The organism is Bartonella sp. AP72JLCBS, assembly GCF_042195705.1.
In the GTDB taxonomy this organism is placed as follows: domain Bacteria; phylum Pseudomonadota; class Alphaproteobacteria; order Rhizobiales; family Rhizobiaceae; genus Bartonella.
In genome coordinates this window covers 38,939-55,830 of sequence record NZ_JBHIOU010000011.1, presented here as the reverse complement: position 1 = coordinate 55,830, position 16,892 = coordinate 38,939, and the positions used below count along the sequence as shown (strand labels likewise).

Sequence of the window (16,892 nt, the reverse complement as noted above, 5' to 3'; positions counted from 1 at the left end):
TGATACTTTTTCTTTATTTTCAAACAATAATAGGTCAGATGGTAACGATTATGTCCTTTCTATCTAAGAAAAGAGTAGCACCGCTTGCGTATATGCACGAGTAAAAGTCAATCAACATTGGTCTGAGGTAAAAACCGTCAATTATTTCTAATACACCTAAGGATTTCATAGCTTGCTCTAACGGTTTATATAAAGCCGCCCTTTTAAAAGGTGGATTGGGTGGAAAATTTATTGGGATATAGGCTTTATGAATCTCTCGAACTAAGCTTTCTACTATGCAGGTTCTAAGGCGTGATTGCATATATGCTCGCATCTGTTGCTGCATTGTGTAGGCAGAGATCCTAAATGAGGAAAGGAGGGCTGCTCTTTTAATTACAAAGGAAGAATACGGCGCGTAAGTGAAGCAAAATGTATTTTGAGGAGCAGTAAAGGGGTGAGGTATTTGATGTCCAGCGAGTGATGGATGGAGTATAAGGGGGTATTGCTAGGGCGGAGTTTTTAGTTAAGAATCGCGCTCCGTACGCTATAAGCTCTCTGCATCCTTCATATAGGCGTTGGATCATCGCCCAATGCAACGTAAAGGGGCTGTTTTGTCTTTAGCGCTTGTTTGGCTGCTTCTATAGTGCCGCTGGCTCTATCAGCCATTATGGTGATAATTTTCTCGTCCAAAGAATAGATCAATTGATTGCGTAATAGGGTATGTGTGCCTTTTTGATCGTGTCTTTTTTTTAAAGCAGCTGTTACCTCGTGGAAGGATTGGGTGTGTCTATATGATCAGCCTGCCAAAGAAAAGGAAGCGTTATTGCGATAGCCACCAATAGGAGCCCAGCGATAAAGGTGGCAGCAAACTGCAATGATATAAAAGAACCAAGGACGCCGACCAAAAAGCTTCCGACCGGCGTTCCAGCATAGCCTATCACTCGAAAAGCAGAATTAGCTCGCCCGAGAAGTTGCTTTGGTGTGAGGCGCTGCCTGAAGGCGGTAACACCAATAAACCATAAGCTTGCTCCAACGCCAGCGATAAAGGTGACGCCCCATACGACGACAGCACTTTTTGAAAAGGCTGGAATCAACAGCAAGACAACCGTTCCTAAACCGTCAGTGAGAACAGCTAGGCGCACCGGTGCATAGCGTATACGCGGCGCAAATAGGGCACCTGCCATTGTACCAAGCGCGTAGGCTGCAAACATCACGCCATATTGGCTGCTATGTAGGCCCAGATACCGACCGTCGGTAACGAAGAAGATGAACGAGGTTAGGAATGCTCCAAATACCACCGATAGAAAGAATGTGAGTAATGTAAGGGAGGTAAGATGCCGATTTGAAAAAATGAAACGAAAGCCGGCAATGATATAACGGAAAGTGATGTTTTCTTTATCAGGTGTTGGCGATGTCGGAACAGCATGGCGAGCGGTAAAAATCAATGTGATAAAAAGCACGATTAAAAGGCCGAGAAATAGCAGTGTGCTATGCGCTAAAATGCTGCTTGTTATGACAGGGGCAAGAAAATAGGAGACCCCGAAATCTAAGAACAAGACAATAGAGTAGAAGGTCATCAATCGCTCTCCCTCCATGATAAGTGGTGGAATCGTCATTATATAAGCTTCGGCAGAAACGACGATGAATCCAGCAATGGTTGCATAGAAGAAAATTTGTTCGGCTGGAGTAATCTGTATCATAAGTAGTATGAACAGGACAATATGCAGTAGCATGAAGATGAAGAGAGCTGTGGTGGCAAGTTTTATTTTGTCGCAGCGATCAAGTAAAACGCCTGCAAGGATGCCGAAAATTGGCCACGCTAATGAGAAGAGACCTTGCGCCCAACTTACTCCGACTACGCCATATCCAGATTGTCTTGCTAATAGCGGGATGGCAGTGCGCAAAGCACCGCTGAGTAAGGCGAGCAGACTAACGGTTAGGCAAAAATAGCGTATGTTCTTGTTGGCAAAAAGCGTGAACATTCTGTTCTCCTTAAGATGCCACACAGGTTTCCGCTGTTCCATCAAGTACGGCGGTTGTATTCAGCATGTTTGCGACATAGTCGTCCAAAATATTCCTGTCTTCCTGAGGTAGAAGAAAATACATAAGGTTGGAATACCATTGCCAACCACGCTGGGTTAGCTGGAGATTGTTATCACTTTCTGCGATGAGACCTGCACCTATGAGCTGTTGTAGGTTATTGTATACGAAAGAGGGAAGTGCGGTCCAGTCAATTCTTTCTTTTTGGGCATAGCCGTTATAAGGTAGCCGCATACACAAAGCTTTGGAGGCTTGTTGCTCCGCTGATACCCAATTGTAGTATACTTTGGATTTTCCTTTAAGTTGTATGTCGGTAATGTATCCGCTTCGACTGGGATTGGCTCGTGTGACGAGTGAGCTGGGAATCGACAGTGCTGACGCCCCAAAGCCAACGACATAATCGTCATGATAACCATGCAAATATTTGTGATAGCGGAAATAATTAGCTGAACTCGTTTTAGCGAGCGTTAGAGGAGTGTTATTGGCAATTTTGATATAGGAATGCCCATTACACGGCGCATAGCCGCAGCTGCGCATAACGATATCGCTAAATAATCGAAGCATCTGTCGATGCTGTAGGCTGGATGGCTTTAGCCCTTTTTGTGCGTAAGACTTATGCAGTTGCGACGTGATAGCCAGATTGTTAATTGCATAGAGGTTGATGGTTTCAGGATGAAGCTCGCTGACTTGCTTCAAATCGTATAATAGTTCTTCGGCTTGCTAGCTGTGCATGCCATATAGTAGGTCGAAACCGACATGTCCAATTATCTCTTGTGACAAAGCCACGGTATTGTTGATTTGTTCACGTGTTGAGGTGAGGTTAAACAATGATCGGAAACGCTCAATGAAACTCTGTACACCGAAGTTTATTCGGTTAACGCCGATCTCACGGGCAGCATAAAGTTTATCACGTGTGACGCTCTTCGGTTCGCTTTCCAGTGTAAATTCGGTTAAGGAAGAGAGCTCAAATTCGGCATGCAATACTTTTCCGATGTGTCGGATATTATCTGCCGACAAAAGCGATGGTGTGCTGCCCCCTATATAGATGCTGCGGATGGGCCCTCTAAGCGAGCGAATGAAATTTCCTTTGGTTCTGATCTCTGTGGTAAGCGCTGACATATAAGATTCGATTTGTTTAACGTGCTTGTAGTCCCCTTTCTGAAAGGGACAAAAGGAACAGATGATTTCACAAAAGGGAATATGCAAATAAAGAGAAATAGTATGCGCTTGTGGAATCTGCTTACTGTGCGCTAGTTTATTAAAGTCTAGGTAATCGTAAAATTCATTTGAAATAGTGCGAAATAACGGATATGTGAAGTTGTAAATCAGCTTGAGTTGATCGAATTTCACAAAAGGATGATCCACGAGTTGCATAGCTTATCTCCCCCAATTTCTTAACGCGCACTATATTATTGACGGGCGACTGGTGATCCAATTATCCGAGTGTATTACCAAAGATTTTCACGGAACATAATGAATCCTCCTTTTGTAGAAGTTATATGTATTATACATATAACTCATTATATGAACAGATGAGCTTGTTTAAGAGGCAATGGAAAGATAAAAAAATGTCTATTTATAAAAAAACTTTCTCTTGCAGTCTTATGGTCTGATATTGTAATTGGTATCCTGTTTTACGTGGTCGGGCTATGGATGCCTAGGGCGAGAAAAAGCAGGGTATTTTAATGGACGTGCGGGGCATCATTGTTATGTTGCTGGGACTTGGAATTTGCGTCTGGTTATGAGATATCATTAGCGCAAAAAGATGGTTTTAAAGGTAGAGATACATTTTTTAATATCCCTGTAAAACTTCGAGAAGAGATAGAGTTATCCTATTAGAAAACATATAAATATCCAGTGTGATAATATTATCGAATTACATGACATCATCACTCTTGCACGCCATTTTGATATACTACCTAAAATCTCATTGAGATTGTGCCATGTACTGGCAAACAGGGATAGATCGTGTTTTGGTATGACTGCGGCGAAGTTACGTGCCGCATTATCTTTGCTAGAATCCAATAGGATTAGGCTTAATGGGGTGCCTTTGCATGTGGGCTCTAATTTGAATTCGACTGAGTTAATAGTATCCACCTTAACTAAGGCTGGAAAGGATATTTACGCATTGAAGGATCAAAAAAGTTTTATCAGTCTAGGCGGAGGATATCCGACTTCCACAGCGTTCTGCGATGCCATGACGGTCAATGACGAATACCCTCGTAAAATTTATGAGGCATTATCACAATTGGGTTGTGATTTACATAAGCTTACGGTAATTATTGAACCTAGGCGTATTATATCTAAAGATTATGGTTATTTATTTTCAAATATTAGCTCTATAAAAGAGCAGAATGGTACGAACTTAATTATAATCTGGGCTCTGGGGATGTGTACTCAATCTGCACAGTATCACTAGATCATAAGTCAAAGTATGTGAAAGCAACTGATACAAAATAGATTTTACGATGGTGGAAGACCGACGATAAAGGACGTTAGTTCAAAGGAAATTGATATTATTGTGTTCTCATATCCTGATTTTTTGGCTTTTTAGATATAAATAACACATCTCCTAGTGGGCTGGAGACTATCAGATGTTGGATCCCGCATGGCGCAATTAGCAAAAATTCCTATCTATTAGATTTGGTATGCTCTACTGGATTCTCAGCTCTAAATATTGTGTGCGAAGTGCAATGTCAAGCGGTGGGAATTGATATAAGTGCAGAGTCTGTACCATCCGCTCAGAACAAGGTTGATAGCTCTGTTATGCAGACGATGGTTAAGTTTCATGTCGGAAATGCTGAGCGTATGACTTATCCTGAAAATACATTTACGCATATTACGGCGGGGTGAGTATTTGTAAGCACAGCTGTAAAGGCTACTCACCATCCTAGGGTGTTTACTTCTATGTGGATAACAATAGAGTTACAAAACTTGCTTCATATTAAAAGAAAAGTTTCTTTTCTTTTAATATGAAGCATTGCTACAACCAAAAGGAAATTAAATATCTCGCCTTTATTATTCTCGTCAATGTTTGCTTATATATGATTATTTGAATCGGAATTAGGTTACGTACAATATGGTATTTCTCGCTGTTTTATATAAGGAGAAGGTTCGCACCGATGTATCGCGTGAAATATCAATTTTTTCACTATGGTGATAGGATAACTTGTTGAGCGTAAAGTTCTTTTACCTTGATGGATCTTATAGTATTATTCAAAATATCAGTTGATAAATTTTTTTCGTGTCGTTTATGCATGGGCTGATACAATAAGAATAGGACTTGATTGTTTTTAAAGTTGGTATGTTATGGATGTAAAAAATGGTAAACAAACGAAAAGTAAGAATTTTAAACCTGTTTCTCGTTTTCTCAAAAGTTTACGTGGTGTGCACAATTGGGAACAAGTGTCACAATGGCTTGCTTTCCGTAAGGTAGAGGATATTGAATGTATTACGCCTGATCAAGCAGGGGTCCCACGGGGCAAGATGATGCTTTCTAAAAAATTTACATCGGAAACATCATTGGCATTGCCTTCAGCAGTTTTTATGGCAACAATTTCAGGGGATTATCCGGAAGATGGTCATGGTTTTGAATATCCTAAAGCAGATGGTGATTTACGCCTTGAGCCTGATCTTTCTACGTTAAGCATTGTTCCATGGGAAGATGCTCCTACGGCACAGGTGATTTGTGATCTTGTGTATCAAAATGGTCAGGTTGTGGATTACACACCACGCAATGTTTTACGAACAGTGGTTCATTTTTACACAAAAATGGGTTTAAGCCCTGTTGTTGCACCAGAAATTGAGTTTTATTTGGTCCAAAAAAATCCCGATCCTGATTATCCGTTAGTTCCACCGGTTGGTCGTTCTGGGCGTTCAATTGGTGGTGGACAGGGGTACTCCATTGCTGGTGTTAATGAATTTGATGATTTGATTGATGATATTTATCAATTTTCAGAGGCACAAGGATTGGAAATTGATACCCTCATTCATGAAGAAGGAGCAGGTCAGTTTGAAATTAATTTACGTCATGGTGATCCTATTGAGTTAGCGGATCAAGTTTTTATGTTTAAACGAACAATTCGTGAAGCAGCACTAAAACATAATATGTATGCAACTTTTATGGCAAAACCCATTCAAGGGCAGCCGGGTTCTGCTATGCATATTCACCAATCGGTTGTTGATAAGAAAACCGGTATGAATATTTTTACACAGGAAAATGGTGAAGAAAGTATCTGTTTTCGCCATTTTATTGGTGGATTGCAAAAACATATGCCAGGGGTACTTGTGATGCTTGCACCTTATGTGAATTCTTATCGACGTCTTGTCCCTGATAATTCGGCTCCTGTTAATTTGCGATGGGGATATGATAATCGTACTACAGCTTTTCGAGTTCCCCGTTCTGCTCCTCAAGCGCGGCGTGTTGAGAATAGACTTCCTTCATCAGATGCGAATCCTTATTTAGCCCTTGCAGCTTCTTTAGCGTGTGGTCTTATTGGTTTGCAACAAAAAATTGAGCCGGATGAGCCAGCGATAAATAATGTAAACGCTGATAATATTGAGTTACCGCGTGGGCTCATTGAGGCAGTCAATTTGTTTGAACAAGATACAGTGATACGTGCTATTTTAGGGGATGTGTTTGTCAGTACTTATGCTGCAATCAAACGACAAGAGTTTGAAACTTTTATGGAAGTAATCAGTCCGTGGGAGCGTGAATATCTCCTGCTGAATGTTTAAATTTTATGACGATGATTGATTATAATTCAATTTCTCCAGGAATTTCTTGGTATGAAGATGCTTTAAGAGAACGTCCATCGTATCCCTCTTTTTGTGAAAACAGACAGTGTGATGTGGTCATTATTGGAGGCGGATTTACGGGTCTTTCGGCTGCTTATCATTTAGCCAAGGCTGGAGTAGATGTTGTTTTATTTGAAGCATCACGTTTTGGTGACGGCGCTTCAGGGCGCAATGGTGGACAGCTGGGAACAGGGCAACGGCAATGGGTAGAAACATTAGAAAAAAAGTATGGTTTTGAGCGAAGTAAGGCTCTGTTTGATTTGGCAGAAGAAGCTAAAAGAGATATTTTATCTTTATGCGCAATGCCTAATTGTCCGTGTGATTTTATAGGAGGACAGCTTTCTGTAACCCATAAAAGGCGTGAGCTTCTCTCTTATCAACGGCATATTGAGGCGATGCAGCGTTATGGCTATCACGCGCTTACTTTTATGGATAAGGCTGAAACATTTGAGCGACTTGGATCAACTTTTTATTGTGGTGGTATTTATGATGCGGATACCGGCCATATAAATCCCTTAAAATTGGTTGTTGGATTGGCAAAAAAAGCCCAAGATGCTGGTGCTAAGCTTTATGAGAAGTCACAAGTAACGACCATAAGGCGCAAGGGAGCACATTGGAAAGTGATAACAGAAAAAGGCAGTGTAACAGCAGAGCATGTTTTACTTGCAACAAATGGGTATAAACTTGGTCTGGAGCGTTTTATTGAAAAAAATATTGTTTCTATTCGCTCTTATATTGGAGCAACGGACCCATTACCAAAGCATAGTTCAATTCTTATAGGGGGGGAATCGGTTGATGATTCCCGTTTTATGGTTCGCTATTTTCGCAAAAGCATTGATAATCGTCTCTTATTTGGTGGTGTAGAAAGTTATGATAATAAGCATCCTCTAAATTTAGATGAACGTATAAAACGGCAAATTGTTGAAATTTATCCTCAATTACATTCTATCAATTTAAGCCATCGGTGGGGAGCAACGGTTGCCATCACAGTTGAACGCATGCCCTATGTTCGCCAACTTTTCTCAAGGATAACTTATTGTGGTGGTTATTCAGGGCATGGCGTTATGCTGGCTCCTTTCGTGGGAAAATTATACGCAGAATGGTTAACTGGAAAATATGAACGTTTTTCCTATTTCCAAGACTTAAAGATTTCATCTTTTCCGGGAGGACGCGTTTTGCGTTATCCGCTTATATTTTTAGCAATGCGTTGGTTTTCTTTATTGGATCGCCTTTAATGTAAACATTGCTTGAAATGAAGAAAATTAATGGCTTATTTAGTATCTGTCTGCTTTAATGATGAAAGCTTTTATAAGTGATATGGGATTTCATAATCGAATAGAAAAATAAACAAGTTCATGGTGCGTAAAATTATTCCAGTTTCTTCCTTTGATTGTATTGTTTTTGGTGGCAATGGTGATCTGGCGTTGCGCAAGCTTTTGCCGGCTTTGTATCATTGTCAGTGTGCTGGGCAATTCAGTGAGCCAACACGTATTATTGGGGTTTCGCGCACTTCCTTAAGTTGTGAAGAATATCAAAATTTTGTCCGCATTTCTTTAGAAAAACATATCCATCCAAAAGATCTAAATTCAACAGAACTCAATCGTTTTCTTGCACGTTTAACTTACGTTTCTGTTGATGTTACCTCAAATCGAGGGTGGGAGGATTTAGCCCTTCTTCTGTCACAAGATTCAGCGGATATTCGAGCTTTTTATTTGGCTGTTGGTTCGTCACTTTTTGCTGATATTGCGATGAAGTTGGAAAAAAATGATTTGGTGACACCACAAACACGGATTATCATTGAAAAACCAATTGGTTGCGATGTAAAAACAGCGGTTTCACTTAATGATGTATTTGCAAGCGCCTTTAATGAAGAACAGATCTTTCGTATTGATCATTATCTTGGGAAGGAAACTGTTCAAAATTTAATGGCATTGCGGTTTGTTAATACACTTTATGAACCGCTATGGAACTCCAATTATATTGATCATGTTCAAATAACCGTTGCTGAATCTTTAGGGTTAGAGGGCCGTACAGAATATTATGAAAGCACTGGTGCTCTACGCGATATGGTTCAAAACCATATGCTACAATTACTTTGTTTGGTTGCGATGGAAATACCATTTACCAACAGTGCTAATGCTGTGCGCGATGAAAAACTTAAAGTTTTACATTCTTTAACACCGCTTGATGTCCATAATGTAGGGCAGCATACTGTACGTGGGCAGTATCTTTCTGGTCTATCAAATGGTATATCGGTAGAGTCTTATTTTGATGATCTGGGAAGAGTGAGTAAGAGTGAAACATTTGTAGCACTTAAGGTTAAGATTGATAACTGGCGTTGGGCTAATACGCCTTTTTATTTACGAACAGGTAAGCGCATGTTCACGCGAATGTCTGAAATTGTTGTGGTTTTTAAACCTATTCCTCATAATATTTTTAATGTGGATTTAGATGAAATTTTTTCTAATCGGCTTGTAATTCGTCTCCAACCTGATGAAGGTGTAAAACAATGGTTGATGATTAAGGATCCAAGTTATGGCGGTATGCGATTTCGTCACATTCCATTAGACATGAGTTTTGCTTCCGCATTTTCTGAACGTAATCCTGATGCTTATGAACGTTTATTAATGGATGTTATTCGTGGAGATCAAACACTGTTTATGCGTCATGATGAAGTTGAGGCTGCTTGGCGTTGGATTGATCCAATCATTGAGGGATGGGAAGCAATAAAACAGCCTGTTCACAGTTATAATGCTGGTTCGTGGGGGCCGTCTGCTTCGATGAGCCTCATGGAACGTGATAGGCGTATATGGAACAATTTAGTTTAGAGCAATAAGTATGTATAGAATGAATATTGACCGTTTAGATTTTGAAACCCCTCAGACTTTAGCCTTGGCATTAGCAGATCGAGTAGCCGCAGAGCTTAGTGTATCTGTTCTTGAGCGTAAGAGAGCAGTTTTAGCGGTGTCTGGTGGTAAAACACCAGAATTGTTTTTTCATTATTTGTCAAAAGCGGATATTGATTGGCAAAATATTATTATCACTTTGGTCGATGAACGTTTTGTCCCTACACACGATGAACGTTCAAATGAACATATGGTACGGTGTCATTTGTTACAAAATTTTGCCGAAAAAGCACGTTTTGTAGGGCTTTATCATAAAGCAATTACTGCTGAACTTGCTGCTTTTTCAGCGGCGAGTCGTGTTAATACTTTGCCTAAACCCTTTGATGTTGTTGTTTTAGGAATGGGGGAGGATGGACATACAGCTTCCTTTTTTCCTGATGCTGATCGTTTAAAGCAAGCGCTTGATCTTCGAACGCAAGCACTTGTTTTACCCCTTCATGCCAAGAGCGCTGTTGAGCCAAGACTCTCACTAACTTTGCCAGTTATTATGCAATCTCGTTGCGTTATTCTCCATTTCGAAGGTTTTCAGAAACGCGATTGTTTTGAAGAAGCTTGTCAAGACGGGTCTGAAATAGAAATGCCTATTCGGGCAATTTTGCGTAATTCCCCTCATCTCGTTCAGGTTTATTGGTCGCCTGCAGAAAATGAAATAAGTGAATCAAAATATGTGACACAAAGTGAATAAAACGTAATCTCTCTCAATGAATGAGGGGAAGAAACAATGAAAGGGGGAGAGAAATATGGCACTTTCCAAGACAATTGCCACAGTTACACGAAGAATTTATGAACGTTCTCGATCAACACGAGAAATTTACTTAGATCGTATTGCGAAAGCACAAGTTCATCGCCCCAAACGGAGTTTTTTAGGATGTGCCAATCAGGCTCATGGGTTTGCTGCTTGTGGTGCAATAGATAAAGAGCGTTTGAAGGGAAATATCGTTGGGAATATTGGCATTATCACGGCATATAACGATATACTTTCAGCACATCAACCTTTTGAAAAATTTCCTCACTTAATTAAAGAGTCGGCCCGTATGGTTGGTGGTGTTGCACAGGTTGCAGGTGGTGTTCCCGCGATGTGCGATGGTGTTACGCAGGGAAATGCGGGGATGGAGCTTTCCCTTTTTTCGCGTGAAGTAATTGCAATGGCAACAGCTATAAGCTTATCACACGATGTCTTTGATGCAGCATTGTATCTTGGGGTGTGTGATAAAATTGTGCCAGGTTTATTGATTGGTGCCCTAACATTTGGTCATTTACCAGGAATTTTTATAGCTGCTGGTCCTATGACAAGTGGTCAAGGTAATGATGAAAAAGCGAAGATACGTCAACTTTACGCGGAAAATAAAATAGATCGTCAAACACTTCTAGCATCAGAAGCACGTTCTTATCATGGACCAGGAACATGTACATTTTATGGAACAGCTAACTCTAATCAGGTGATACTGGAGATGATGGGGCTTCATATGCCGGGAGCTTCTTTTATTAATGCGAATACACCGTTGCGTGATGCTTTAACAAAAGAAGCCACGAAACGTGTACTTGAAATGACAGATCTTGGTGATCATTATAGTCCACTTGGTATGATCATTGATGAGCGTTCTTTTGTGAATGCCATTGTAGGATTAAATGCAACAGGAGGTTCTACCAATCATGCGATTCATTTGATTGCTATGGCTGCTGTTTGCGGTATTAAATTGACATGGCATGATATTGCAGAAATTTCATCCGTTGTGCCTCTTTTAGCGCGCATTTATCCTAACGGTTTAGCAGATATTAATCATTTTTACGCTGCGGGGGGAATGGGATTTATTATTCGCGAGCTTATCGAGGCAGGCTTGGTCCATGAAGATGTTTCTACGGTTTTTGGTAAAGATCTCAATGCTTATGCAATTGAAGCAAAGCTTTCTGCTGATGGTCATGTGGTGCGTGAAGCGGCTCTTAAGGAGAGTGGTGATCATAAGGTGTTAGCGGGGTGGAGAAAGCCATTTCAGCTTGATGGTGGTCTTCGTGTTTTATCAGGAGATTTGGGAACAGCTATTATAAAAGTTTCCTCTGTTAAACCAGAGTATTGGCAGATTAAAGCACCAGTCTTTGTTTTTAATGATCAAGAGGAACTACAAAAATCTTTTAAATCTGGAGTGTTGCATAATAAAGACTTTATCGCTGTTATTCGCTATCAAGGACCAAAAGCCAATGGTATGCCAGAGCTTCATAAATTAACGACCATTTTAGGCGTTTTACAAGATCGCGGTCAAAAGGTAGCATTGATAACCGATGGGCGTATGTCAGGAGCGTCAGGAAAAATTCCTGCTGCTCTCCATGTGACACCAGAAGCAGTGGATAATGGCCCCATTGCACGTTTGCAGGATGGTGATATTGTTTTTCTTGATGCTCATGAGGGTAAATTAACCCTTTTGGAGGATTTAGCAAAATTTAACGCGCGAAAAATCATATCTCCGGATCTTTCAAAAAACGAACATGGTGTTGGACGCGAACTTTTTCATGTTTTTCGTCAATCCGTTAATCGTGCAGATCAAGGGGCATCTGTTTTTATGACATGAAAAATGCAAAAATAAATAAGCTGAATCATATACAATGAAACCATATACAAGGAATTGTTACAATTTTTAGAATTTTGGTATCGGCAGATTGTGTGATCGCGCGGCGGCTTTGAGTGTATTAACCATAAGCATGGCAATTGTCATTGGTCCAACGCCTCCAGGAACAGGGGTGATCGCAGCAGCTTTTTCTTTTACGTTTTCAAAATCGACATCACCAACAAGACGTGTTTTCCCTATACCTTTTTCTGGTGCAGCAACGCGGTTAATACCGACATCAATAACAATTGCACCATCTTTTATCCAGTCTTTTTTAATCATTTGTGGGCGGCCTACAGCTGCTACTAGAATATCAGCGCTTCGACACACATCATCAAGGTCACGGGTACGACTATGGGCAATTGTCACAGTGGCATTGGCTGCTGTTAAAAGGGCAGCCATAGGTTTTCCAACAATATTAGAGCGTCCAACAACGACAGCATCAAGTCCAGATAAATCTCGTCCACAGTGTTGTTCAATCATCATCATGGCACCAGCTGGAGTGCAGGGAATAATTGCATCTTCAAGTGCATTTGCCGCGAGTTTTCCTACATTAATATAATGAAAACCATCAACATCTTTTTGGAAAGCAACGGCTTGTGTTATGCGATTTGTATTCATATGAGCAGGGAGAGGCAGCTGTACCAAAATACCATGAATTTTGGGATCAGAATTTAATGTTGCAATAAGTTGAAGGAGTTCTTTTTCTTGCGTTTCTTTGGAAACGGCATGTTTGATTGAAAGAAACCCACATTCTTCGGCTTTTTTATTTTTTGAGGTGACATATACTTGACTTGCAGGATCATCTCCAACGATAATAACAGCGATACTAGGTTGTATATTATAGTGATGGCGGAGCTTTGCTGTTTCGGCCTTAACTTTCACAATAATCTCTTCAGCAAGTTTTTTTCCGTCGATAATATTATTCATTCAGAGATCCTTTCGGTAAGGCTGTTTGTTTTTTTTGTAAAGCATTTTCTAATAATACGATAGAGTTTTATAGCAATATTCATATGAGAACAGTAAGAATGGTTTTATAATGTTGTGGATTTATAGTTTTGAAGACTTTTAAATAATTGCTTTATAAAGAAGCAGCAACATTGCTGTTTGAATAAATTTTGGATAAAGAACAAAAATAATGAAGATACAAAGTGGATATAGTGAATTATAGGATTATAAAAACTTTTTATGATCATTTAAGTTTGTTTTTAATCTGTTATAGGGGGATAAGTATAGAGGGATAATGTGCGCATCAGAATAATAAAATTTTTGAGCGGAGTTTTTATTACAATTATCTTTTTATTTGGAGTGGGGATTCTCGTTTTACCTTATCTTATTTCTACAGATGCGATTCGTATTCGTTTAGCGCAGGATTTAAGTGCATGGACGGGTTACAATGTGCAATTGCGTGATCCACCGCGGTTACATCTTTTTCCTTATCCTAAAGCATTTCTTTCTGGCGTTACTTTAACATCAAAAATGGATGATGTTGCGCCATTAATGGAAGCTGAATCAATAGAAGTTGATCTTTCTGTCGTCGATCTTCTTTGGGGACATATTTCTTTTTCAGAGACGCGGATTATGCATCCTCAATTTGTTATGGAAAAGCCTGTTAAAACAATAGCAGATTTTTTTGATCGGTTTTCTCGCTCACAAGGTGCATTAGGGGTGGCAATACGTAATACGCGTGAAATATTAAAACATAATCCTGAGCATCCAGAGATAGAGCACCTTTTAAAACAACCTTTTGGACGGATTGTCATTAAAAATGGTGTTCTTGTGTATCACGATAGTTTTTCAGGAGTAGCAGACAAAATAACAGGATTAAATGCAACTTTAGATTGGCCGGAATCAACTCAGGAAGTACGGTTACGTGCAGATGCGCGTTGGCGCGGAGAGTTTACAAAATTATCACTTGATGCTTCTCAAGCATTGCTGCTTCTTGCTGGAGGCAAAAGTCATATTAGGGCAAGTCTCAATTCTGTACGTGGGGGAATAACTTTTACAGGAAAGGCTCGATTATCTGAATATTATATTTTTGACGGAAAAGTGTCAATGCGTTCTCCTGGATGGAATCAGACATTGTCTTGGGTTGGTGGAAATCAGTTTTGGGGACATAAATTAAAAATACCCATTGTATGGGAATCTCATTTTTTAGCGCAGCCAATGCATATCCAAATGAACAATGTTACATTTACGATGGGGAAAGCCAATGCGCGAGGAGCTTTAAAACTCGATTTTCAAGATTATGTACCAAATGTCATGGGCTCTTTAGCCTTTGATAATCTAGACCTTAGCCTCTTGGGTTCAATGTTTTTTTCAGGTAAAAAGAAAAATGCCTGCTTTGACATGAGAACTTTTGATTGTATTGGCGTGGATATACGACTTTCTGCGCCACAAGCTAAAATAGGAAATATTTCACTCACAAATTTAGCTGCTGCAATACAAATAAGAGATGGGCATGGTATTTTTGATCTTGGACATGCGAATATTTTTGGTGGATCTGTGCAAAGTAATATTGAAGTTACCTCAGCTGGACAGAAAGTGCGTATTGGAGGAAATATTTCAGGTGCTTCTATTGATATGCAGGAGACTTTAGAAATCTTGGGATTTATTCCATTTATACAAAGCAAAACGAATTTTACTGCAACGGTACGAACACTTGCTGATTCTTGGCCAGAAATTTTTACGAAAATGCAGGGTGAGTTAACACTGAAGATGTCTTCTGGTCGGCTATTAGGGTATGATCTGAATGAATTACAAACAAGACTTTCAAATAAACAACAATTTCTTTTAATGAATAATGATACTTTTTCAACAACATTTGATCACTGGGATATTCAGACAAGCTTTTCAGAAGGTATGATGAAGGTAACAGAGTCATTAATGCGTACAGCAGACTTGAGCTTATCCATTCAAGGAACCATTGCAACTGCTATTGCGCAAGGGAAGGAAAATGAACTGATATTACAGGCACAACTACGCAAAAACTATAGATCAGAAACTTTATGTAAAGATGTCCAATGTCTTGCTAATAGCCTTGCATGGCCTTTTACATTTTCTCTAAGCTCTAAAGGACAAAATCATGGTGATTTTTGGGTTACAAAAGATATTAACGCAGATTGAGTATCGTTTTTCATCTGTATAATATTCTATCCTATAATGGTAATTCGTCTTTTTGCAACTTAAAATTGTCTTTTAAATTTAAATCAGAGCTCCCATTATCGGAAGATTCTCTCATTTTAAATCCGTTCGTCGTGAAGCAGTAAAAACCATCCTCACCGTCATAATAAGTGAGGTTGGTATAGATAAATGACTGAAGAGAGGAATAAAAAACCTTCTTATGGAATCTTTCAAATACAAGAGATTCATAATATCGGTGCTAATCTTATAAAAATTGCTAAAAAACATTAAAATTTTAAGGAGGATGTTGGCCAGTGCTTATTGAATCGCAGAAGAAATACCATAGCCATCTTTGGTAATTGTATGCTTCCCGTCGGCTCCAACAGAACCAATTCCCACTGTAATCAAAATAAAGGCTAAGAGGGTTGTAATCGTAATAATTGTAGCTTTTTTAGCAGACATATTTTTCCTCCACGGATGCATCAATGACTGAATGCAAAGATGAATGGTGCATTATTTAAACTTTTATGAAAGCAGAATCACTTAAGGATCTATAAGTTCCTATTATTATCTCATAAAGCTAAAAAAACTCTATAATTCTTTAATATATTATAGTTCTATAGATATAATTTTTTCTTTTTGCTATATATTTTTCTTCATTTTCTCGATGACGATAGTGAGCATTGGCAAAATTTTTATGCGCATAAATTATAAACTTAAAAGATTATTTATCCGACAGACATTGGCTTTGAATGAAGAAATAAAGATAGAGGGGGCACAAGCTTCTTATCTTATGCATGTTTTGCGTATGAAAGAAGGAGCAGAAATTTTACTTTTTAATGGACAGGATGGTGAGTGGCTTGCTAAACTTATCACTGTTAAGAAAAAATTTGTTGTGGTTCAGCTTATCCATCAAGAAAGATTACAAACGACGCATTCCAATCTTATTTATTGCTTTGCTCCACTCAAAAATGCGCGGTTGGATTATATGGTGCAGAAAGCTGTTGAAATGGGGGTATCGATTTTGCAGCCTGTTATAACGCATCATACGCAGGTTACGCGTATCAATATGGCGCGTATGGAAGCCAATGTTATTGAAGCTTCTGAACAGTGTGGAATTTTATCTCTTCCTGAATGCGTATCGGCTCTATCATTAGCAGAACTTTTAGCACAGTGGGATGAGACACAGCCTTTATTCTTTTGTGATGAAGAGCATAAATCGCATAATCCATTACCTTCTTTTAAAAAGCGTGACGTTACAACACCTGGTATTCTTATTGGACCGGAAGGTGGCTTTAGTGAAGAAGAGCGGAGCTTTTTAAAAAAACATCCTTTTGTGGTTCCAATATCACTAGGTCCGCGTATTTTACGCGCTGATACTGCCGCTGTTGCTGCTTTGGCTCTTCTTAATGCTACCGTGGGGGATTGGGCAATGGATTGAGAAATC

At 39.5% G+C, this 16,892-nt stretch carries 14 protein-coding genes; 9 read left to right on the top strand and 5 right to left on the bottom strand.

Annotated features, from left to right (window positions below; genetic code table 11):
- Positions 1–740 precede the first annotated feature (740 nt).
- From ACFILO_RS07035 to ACFILO_RS07025, 3 genes are read right to left on the bottom strand one after another with little or no spacing between them, the layout of a single operon-like run.
- Positions 741–1,961, bottom strand: coding sequence for an MFS transporter (locus ACFILO_RS07035; protein WP_375678047.1), 1,221 nt, complete (start codon positions 1,959–1,961; stop codon positions 741–743).
- 10 nt (positions 1,962–1,971) lie between these two features.
- The gene (locus ACFILO_RS07030; protein ID WP_375678046.1) at positions 1,972–2,715 is read right to left on the bottom strand and encodes a hypothetical protein; all 744 of its coding nucleotides are present in this window, start codon (positions 2,713–2,715) and stop codon (positions 1,972–1,974) included.
- A 24-nt stretch (positions 2,716–2,739) separates the two neighbouring features.
- Positions 2,740–3,393, bottom strand: a complete 654-nt coding sequence (locus ACFILO_RS07025; RefSeq protein ID WP_375678045.1) for a radical SAM protein — start codon at positions 3,391–3,393, stop codon at positions 2,740–2,742.
- A 460-nt stretch (positions 3,394–3,853) separates the two neighbouring features.
- Here ACFILO_RS07025 and ACFILO_RS07020 point away from each other — a divergent pair, with 460 nt between their 5' ends.
- From ACFILO_RS07020 to edd, 7 genes are all read left to right on the top strand, one after another.
- Positions 3,854–4,438, top strand: a complete 585-nt coding sequence (locus ACFILO_RS07020) for a hypothetical protein (RefSeq protein WP_375678058.1) — start codon at positions 3,854–3,856, stop codon at positions 4,436–4,438.
- Positions 4,439–4,575: 137 nt separating this feature from the next.
- A complete protein-coding gene (locus ACFILO_RS07015; RefSeq protein WP_375678057.1) occupies positions 4,576–4,872 on the top strand; it encodes a class I SAM-dependent methyltransferase in 297 nt (98 codons plus the stop codon).
- A 456-nt stretch (positions 4,873–5,328) separates the two neighbouring features.
- Entirely contained in the window at positions 5,329–6,756 is a 1,428-nt protein-coding gene (locus ACFILO_RS07010) for a glutamine synthetase family protein (RefSeq protein ID WP_375631532.1), read from the top strand.
- 11 nt (positions 6,757–6,767) lie between these two features.
- Positions 6,768–8,051 (top strand): NAD(P)/FAD-dependent oxidoreductase, encoded by a 1,284-nt coding sequence (locus ACFILO_RS07005; RefSeq protein ID WP_375678056.1) that lies wholly within the window; start codon positions 6,768–6,770, stop codon positions 8,049–8,051.
- 120 nt (positions 8,052–8,171) lie between these two features.
- Entirely contained in the window at positions 8,172–9,644 is a 1,473-nt protein-coding gene (gene zwf, locus ACFILO_RS07000) for a glucose-6-phosphate dehydrogenase (protein ID WP_375678044.1), read from the top strand.
- 10 nt (positions 9,645–9,654) lie between these two features.
- Entirely contained in the window at positions 9,655–10,407 is a 753-nt protein-coding gene (gene pgl, locus ACFILO_RS06995; protein WP_375631536.1) for a 6-phosphogluconolactonase, read from the top strand.
- A 55-nt stretch (positions 10,408–10,462) separates the two neighbouring features.
- Positions 10,463–12,286, top strand: a complete 1,824-nt coding sequence (gene edd / locus ACFILO_RS06990) for a phosphogluconate dehydratase (protein ID WP_375612072.1) — start codon at positions 10,463–10,465, stop codon at positions 12,284–12,286.
- Positions 12,287–12,352: 66 nt separating this feature from the next.
- On the opposite strand, the gene folD is transcribed toward edd, so the two are convergent.
- Positions 12,353–13,252: a bifunctional methylenetetrahydrofolate dehydrogenase/methenyltetrahydrofolate cyclohydrolase FolD gene (folD, locus tag ACFILO_RS06985; RefSeq protein WP_375612073.1), complete on the bottom strand. Its 900-nt coding sequence runs from the start codon at positions 13,250–13,252 to the stop codon at positions 12,353–12,355.
- A gap of 315 nt (positions 13,253–13,567) precedes the next feature.
- Between folD and ACFILO_RS06980 the strand changes: the two genes are divergently transcribed.
- Positions 13,568–15,448, top strand: a complete 1,881-nt coding sequence (locus ACFILO_RS06980) for an AsmA family protein (RefSeq protein WP_375678043.1) — start codon at positions 13,568–13,570, stop codon at positions 15,446–15,448.
- A gap of 315 nt (positions 15,449–15,763) precedes the next feature.
- On the opposite strand, the gene ACFILO_RS06975 is transcribed toward ACFILO_RS06980, so the two are convergent.
- Complete coding sequence (locus tag ACFILO_RS06975) at positions 15,764–15,907, bottom strand: hypothetical protein (protein ID WP_273790383.1); 144 nt, start codon at positions 15,905–15,907, stop codon at positions 15,764–15,766.
- Positions 15,908–16,142: 235 nt separating this feature from the next.
- Between ACFILO_RS06975 and ACFILO_RS06970 the strand changes: the two genes are divergently transcribed.
- Positions 16,143–16,886 (top strand): 16S rRNA (uracil(1498)-N(3))-methyltransferase, encoded by a 744-nt coding sequence (locus ACFILO_RS06970; protein ID WP_375613542.1) that lies wholly within the window; start codon positions 16,143–16,145, stop codon positions 16,884–16,886.
- The last annotated feature ends 6 nt before the right edge of the window (positions 16,887–16,892 follow it).

What these genes read in the sequence shown, in the direction of transcription:
- ACFILO_RS07005 (WP_375678056.1), top strand. Translation starts at nt 6,768, where the DNA reads ATGATTGATTATAATTCAATTTCTCCAGGAATTTCTTGGTATGAAGAT.
- ACFILO_RS07025 (WP_375678045.1), bottom strand. Translation starts at nt 3,393, where the DNA reads ATGCAACTCGTGGATCATCCTTTTGTGAAATTCGATCAACTCAAGCTG.
- ACFILO_RS06970 (WP_375613542.1), top strand. Translation starts at nt 16,143, where the DNA reads ATGCGCATAAATTATAAACTTAAAAGATTATTTATCCGACAGACATTG.
- ACFILO_RS06975 (WP_273790383.1), bottom strand. Translation starts at nt 15,907, where the DNA reads ATGTCTGCTAAAAAAGCTACAATTATTACGATTACAACCCTCTTAGCC.
- ACFILO_RS07035 (WP_375678047.1), bottom strand. Translation starts at nt 1,961, where the DNA reads ATGTTCACGCTTTTTGCCAACAAGAACATACGCTATTTTTGCCTAACC.
- pgl (WP_375631536.1), top strand. Translation starts at nt 9,655, where the DNA reads ATGTATAGAATGAATATTGACCGTTTAGATTTTGAAACCCCTCAGACT.
- zwf (WP_375678044.1), top strand. Translation starts at nt 8,172, where the DNA reads ATGGTGCGTAAAATTATTCCAGTTTCTTCCTTTGATTGTATTGTTTTT.
- folD (WP_375612073.1), bottom strand. Translation starts at nt 13,252, where the DNA reads ATGAATAATATTATCGACGGAAAAAAACTTGCTGAAGAGATTATTGTG.
- ACFILO_RS07010 (WP_375631532.1), top strand. Translation starts at nt 5,329, where the DNA reads ATGGATGTAAAAAATGGTAAACAAACGAAAAGTAAGAATTTTAAACCT.
- edd (WP_375612072.1), top strand. Translation starts at nt 10,463, where the DNA reads ATGGCACTTTCCAAGACAATTGCCACAGTTACACGAAGAATTTATGAA.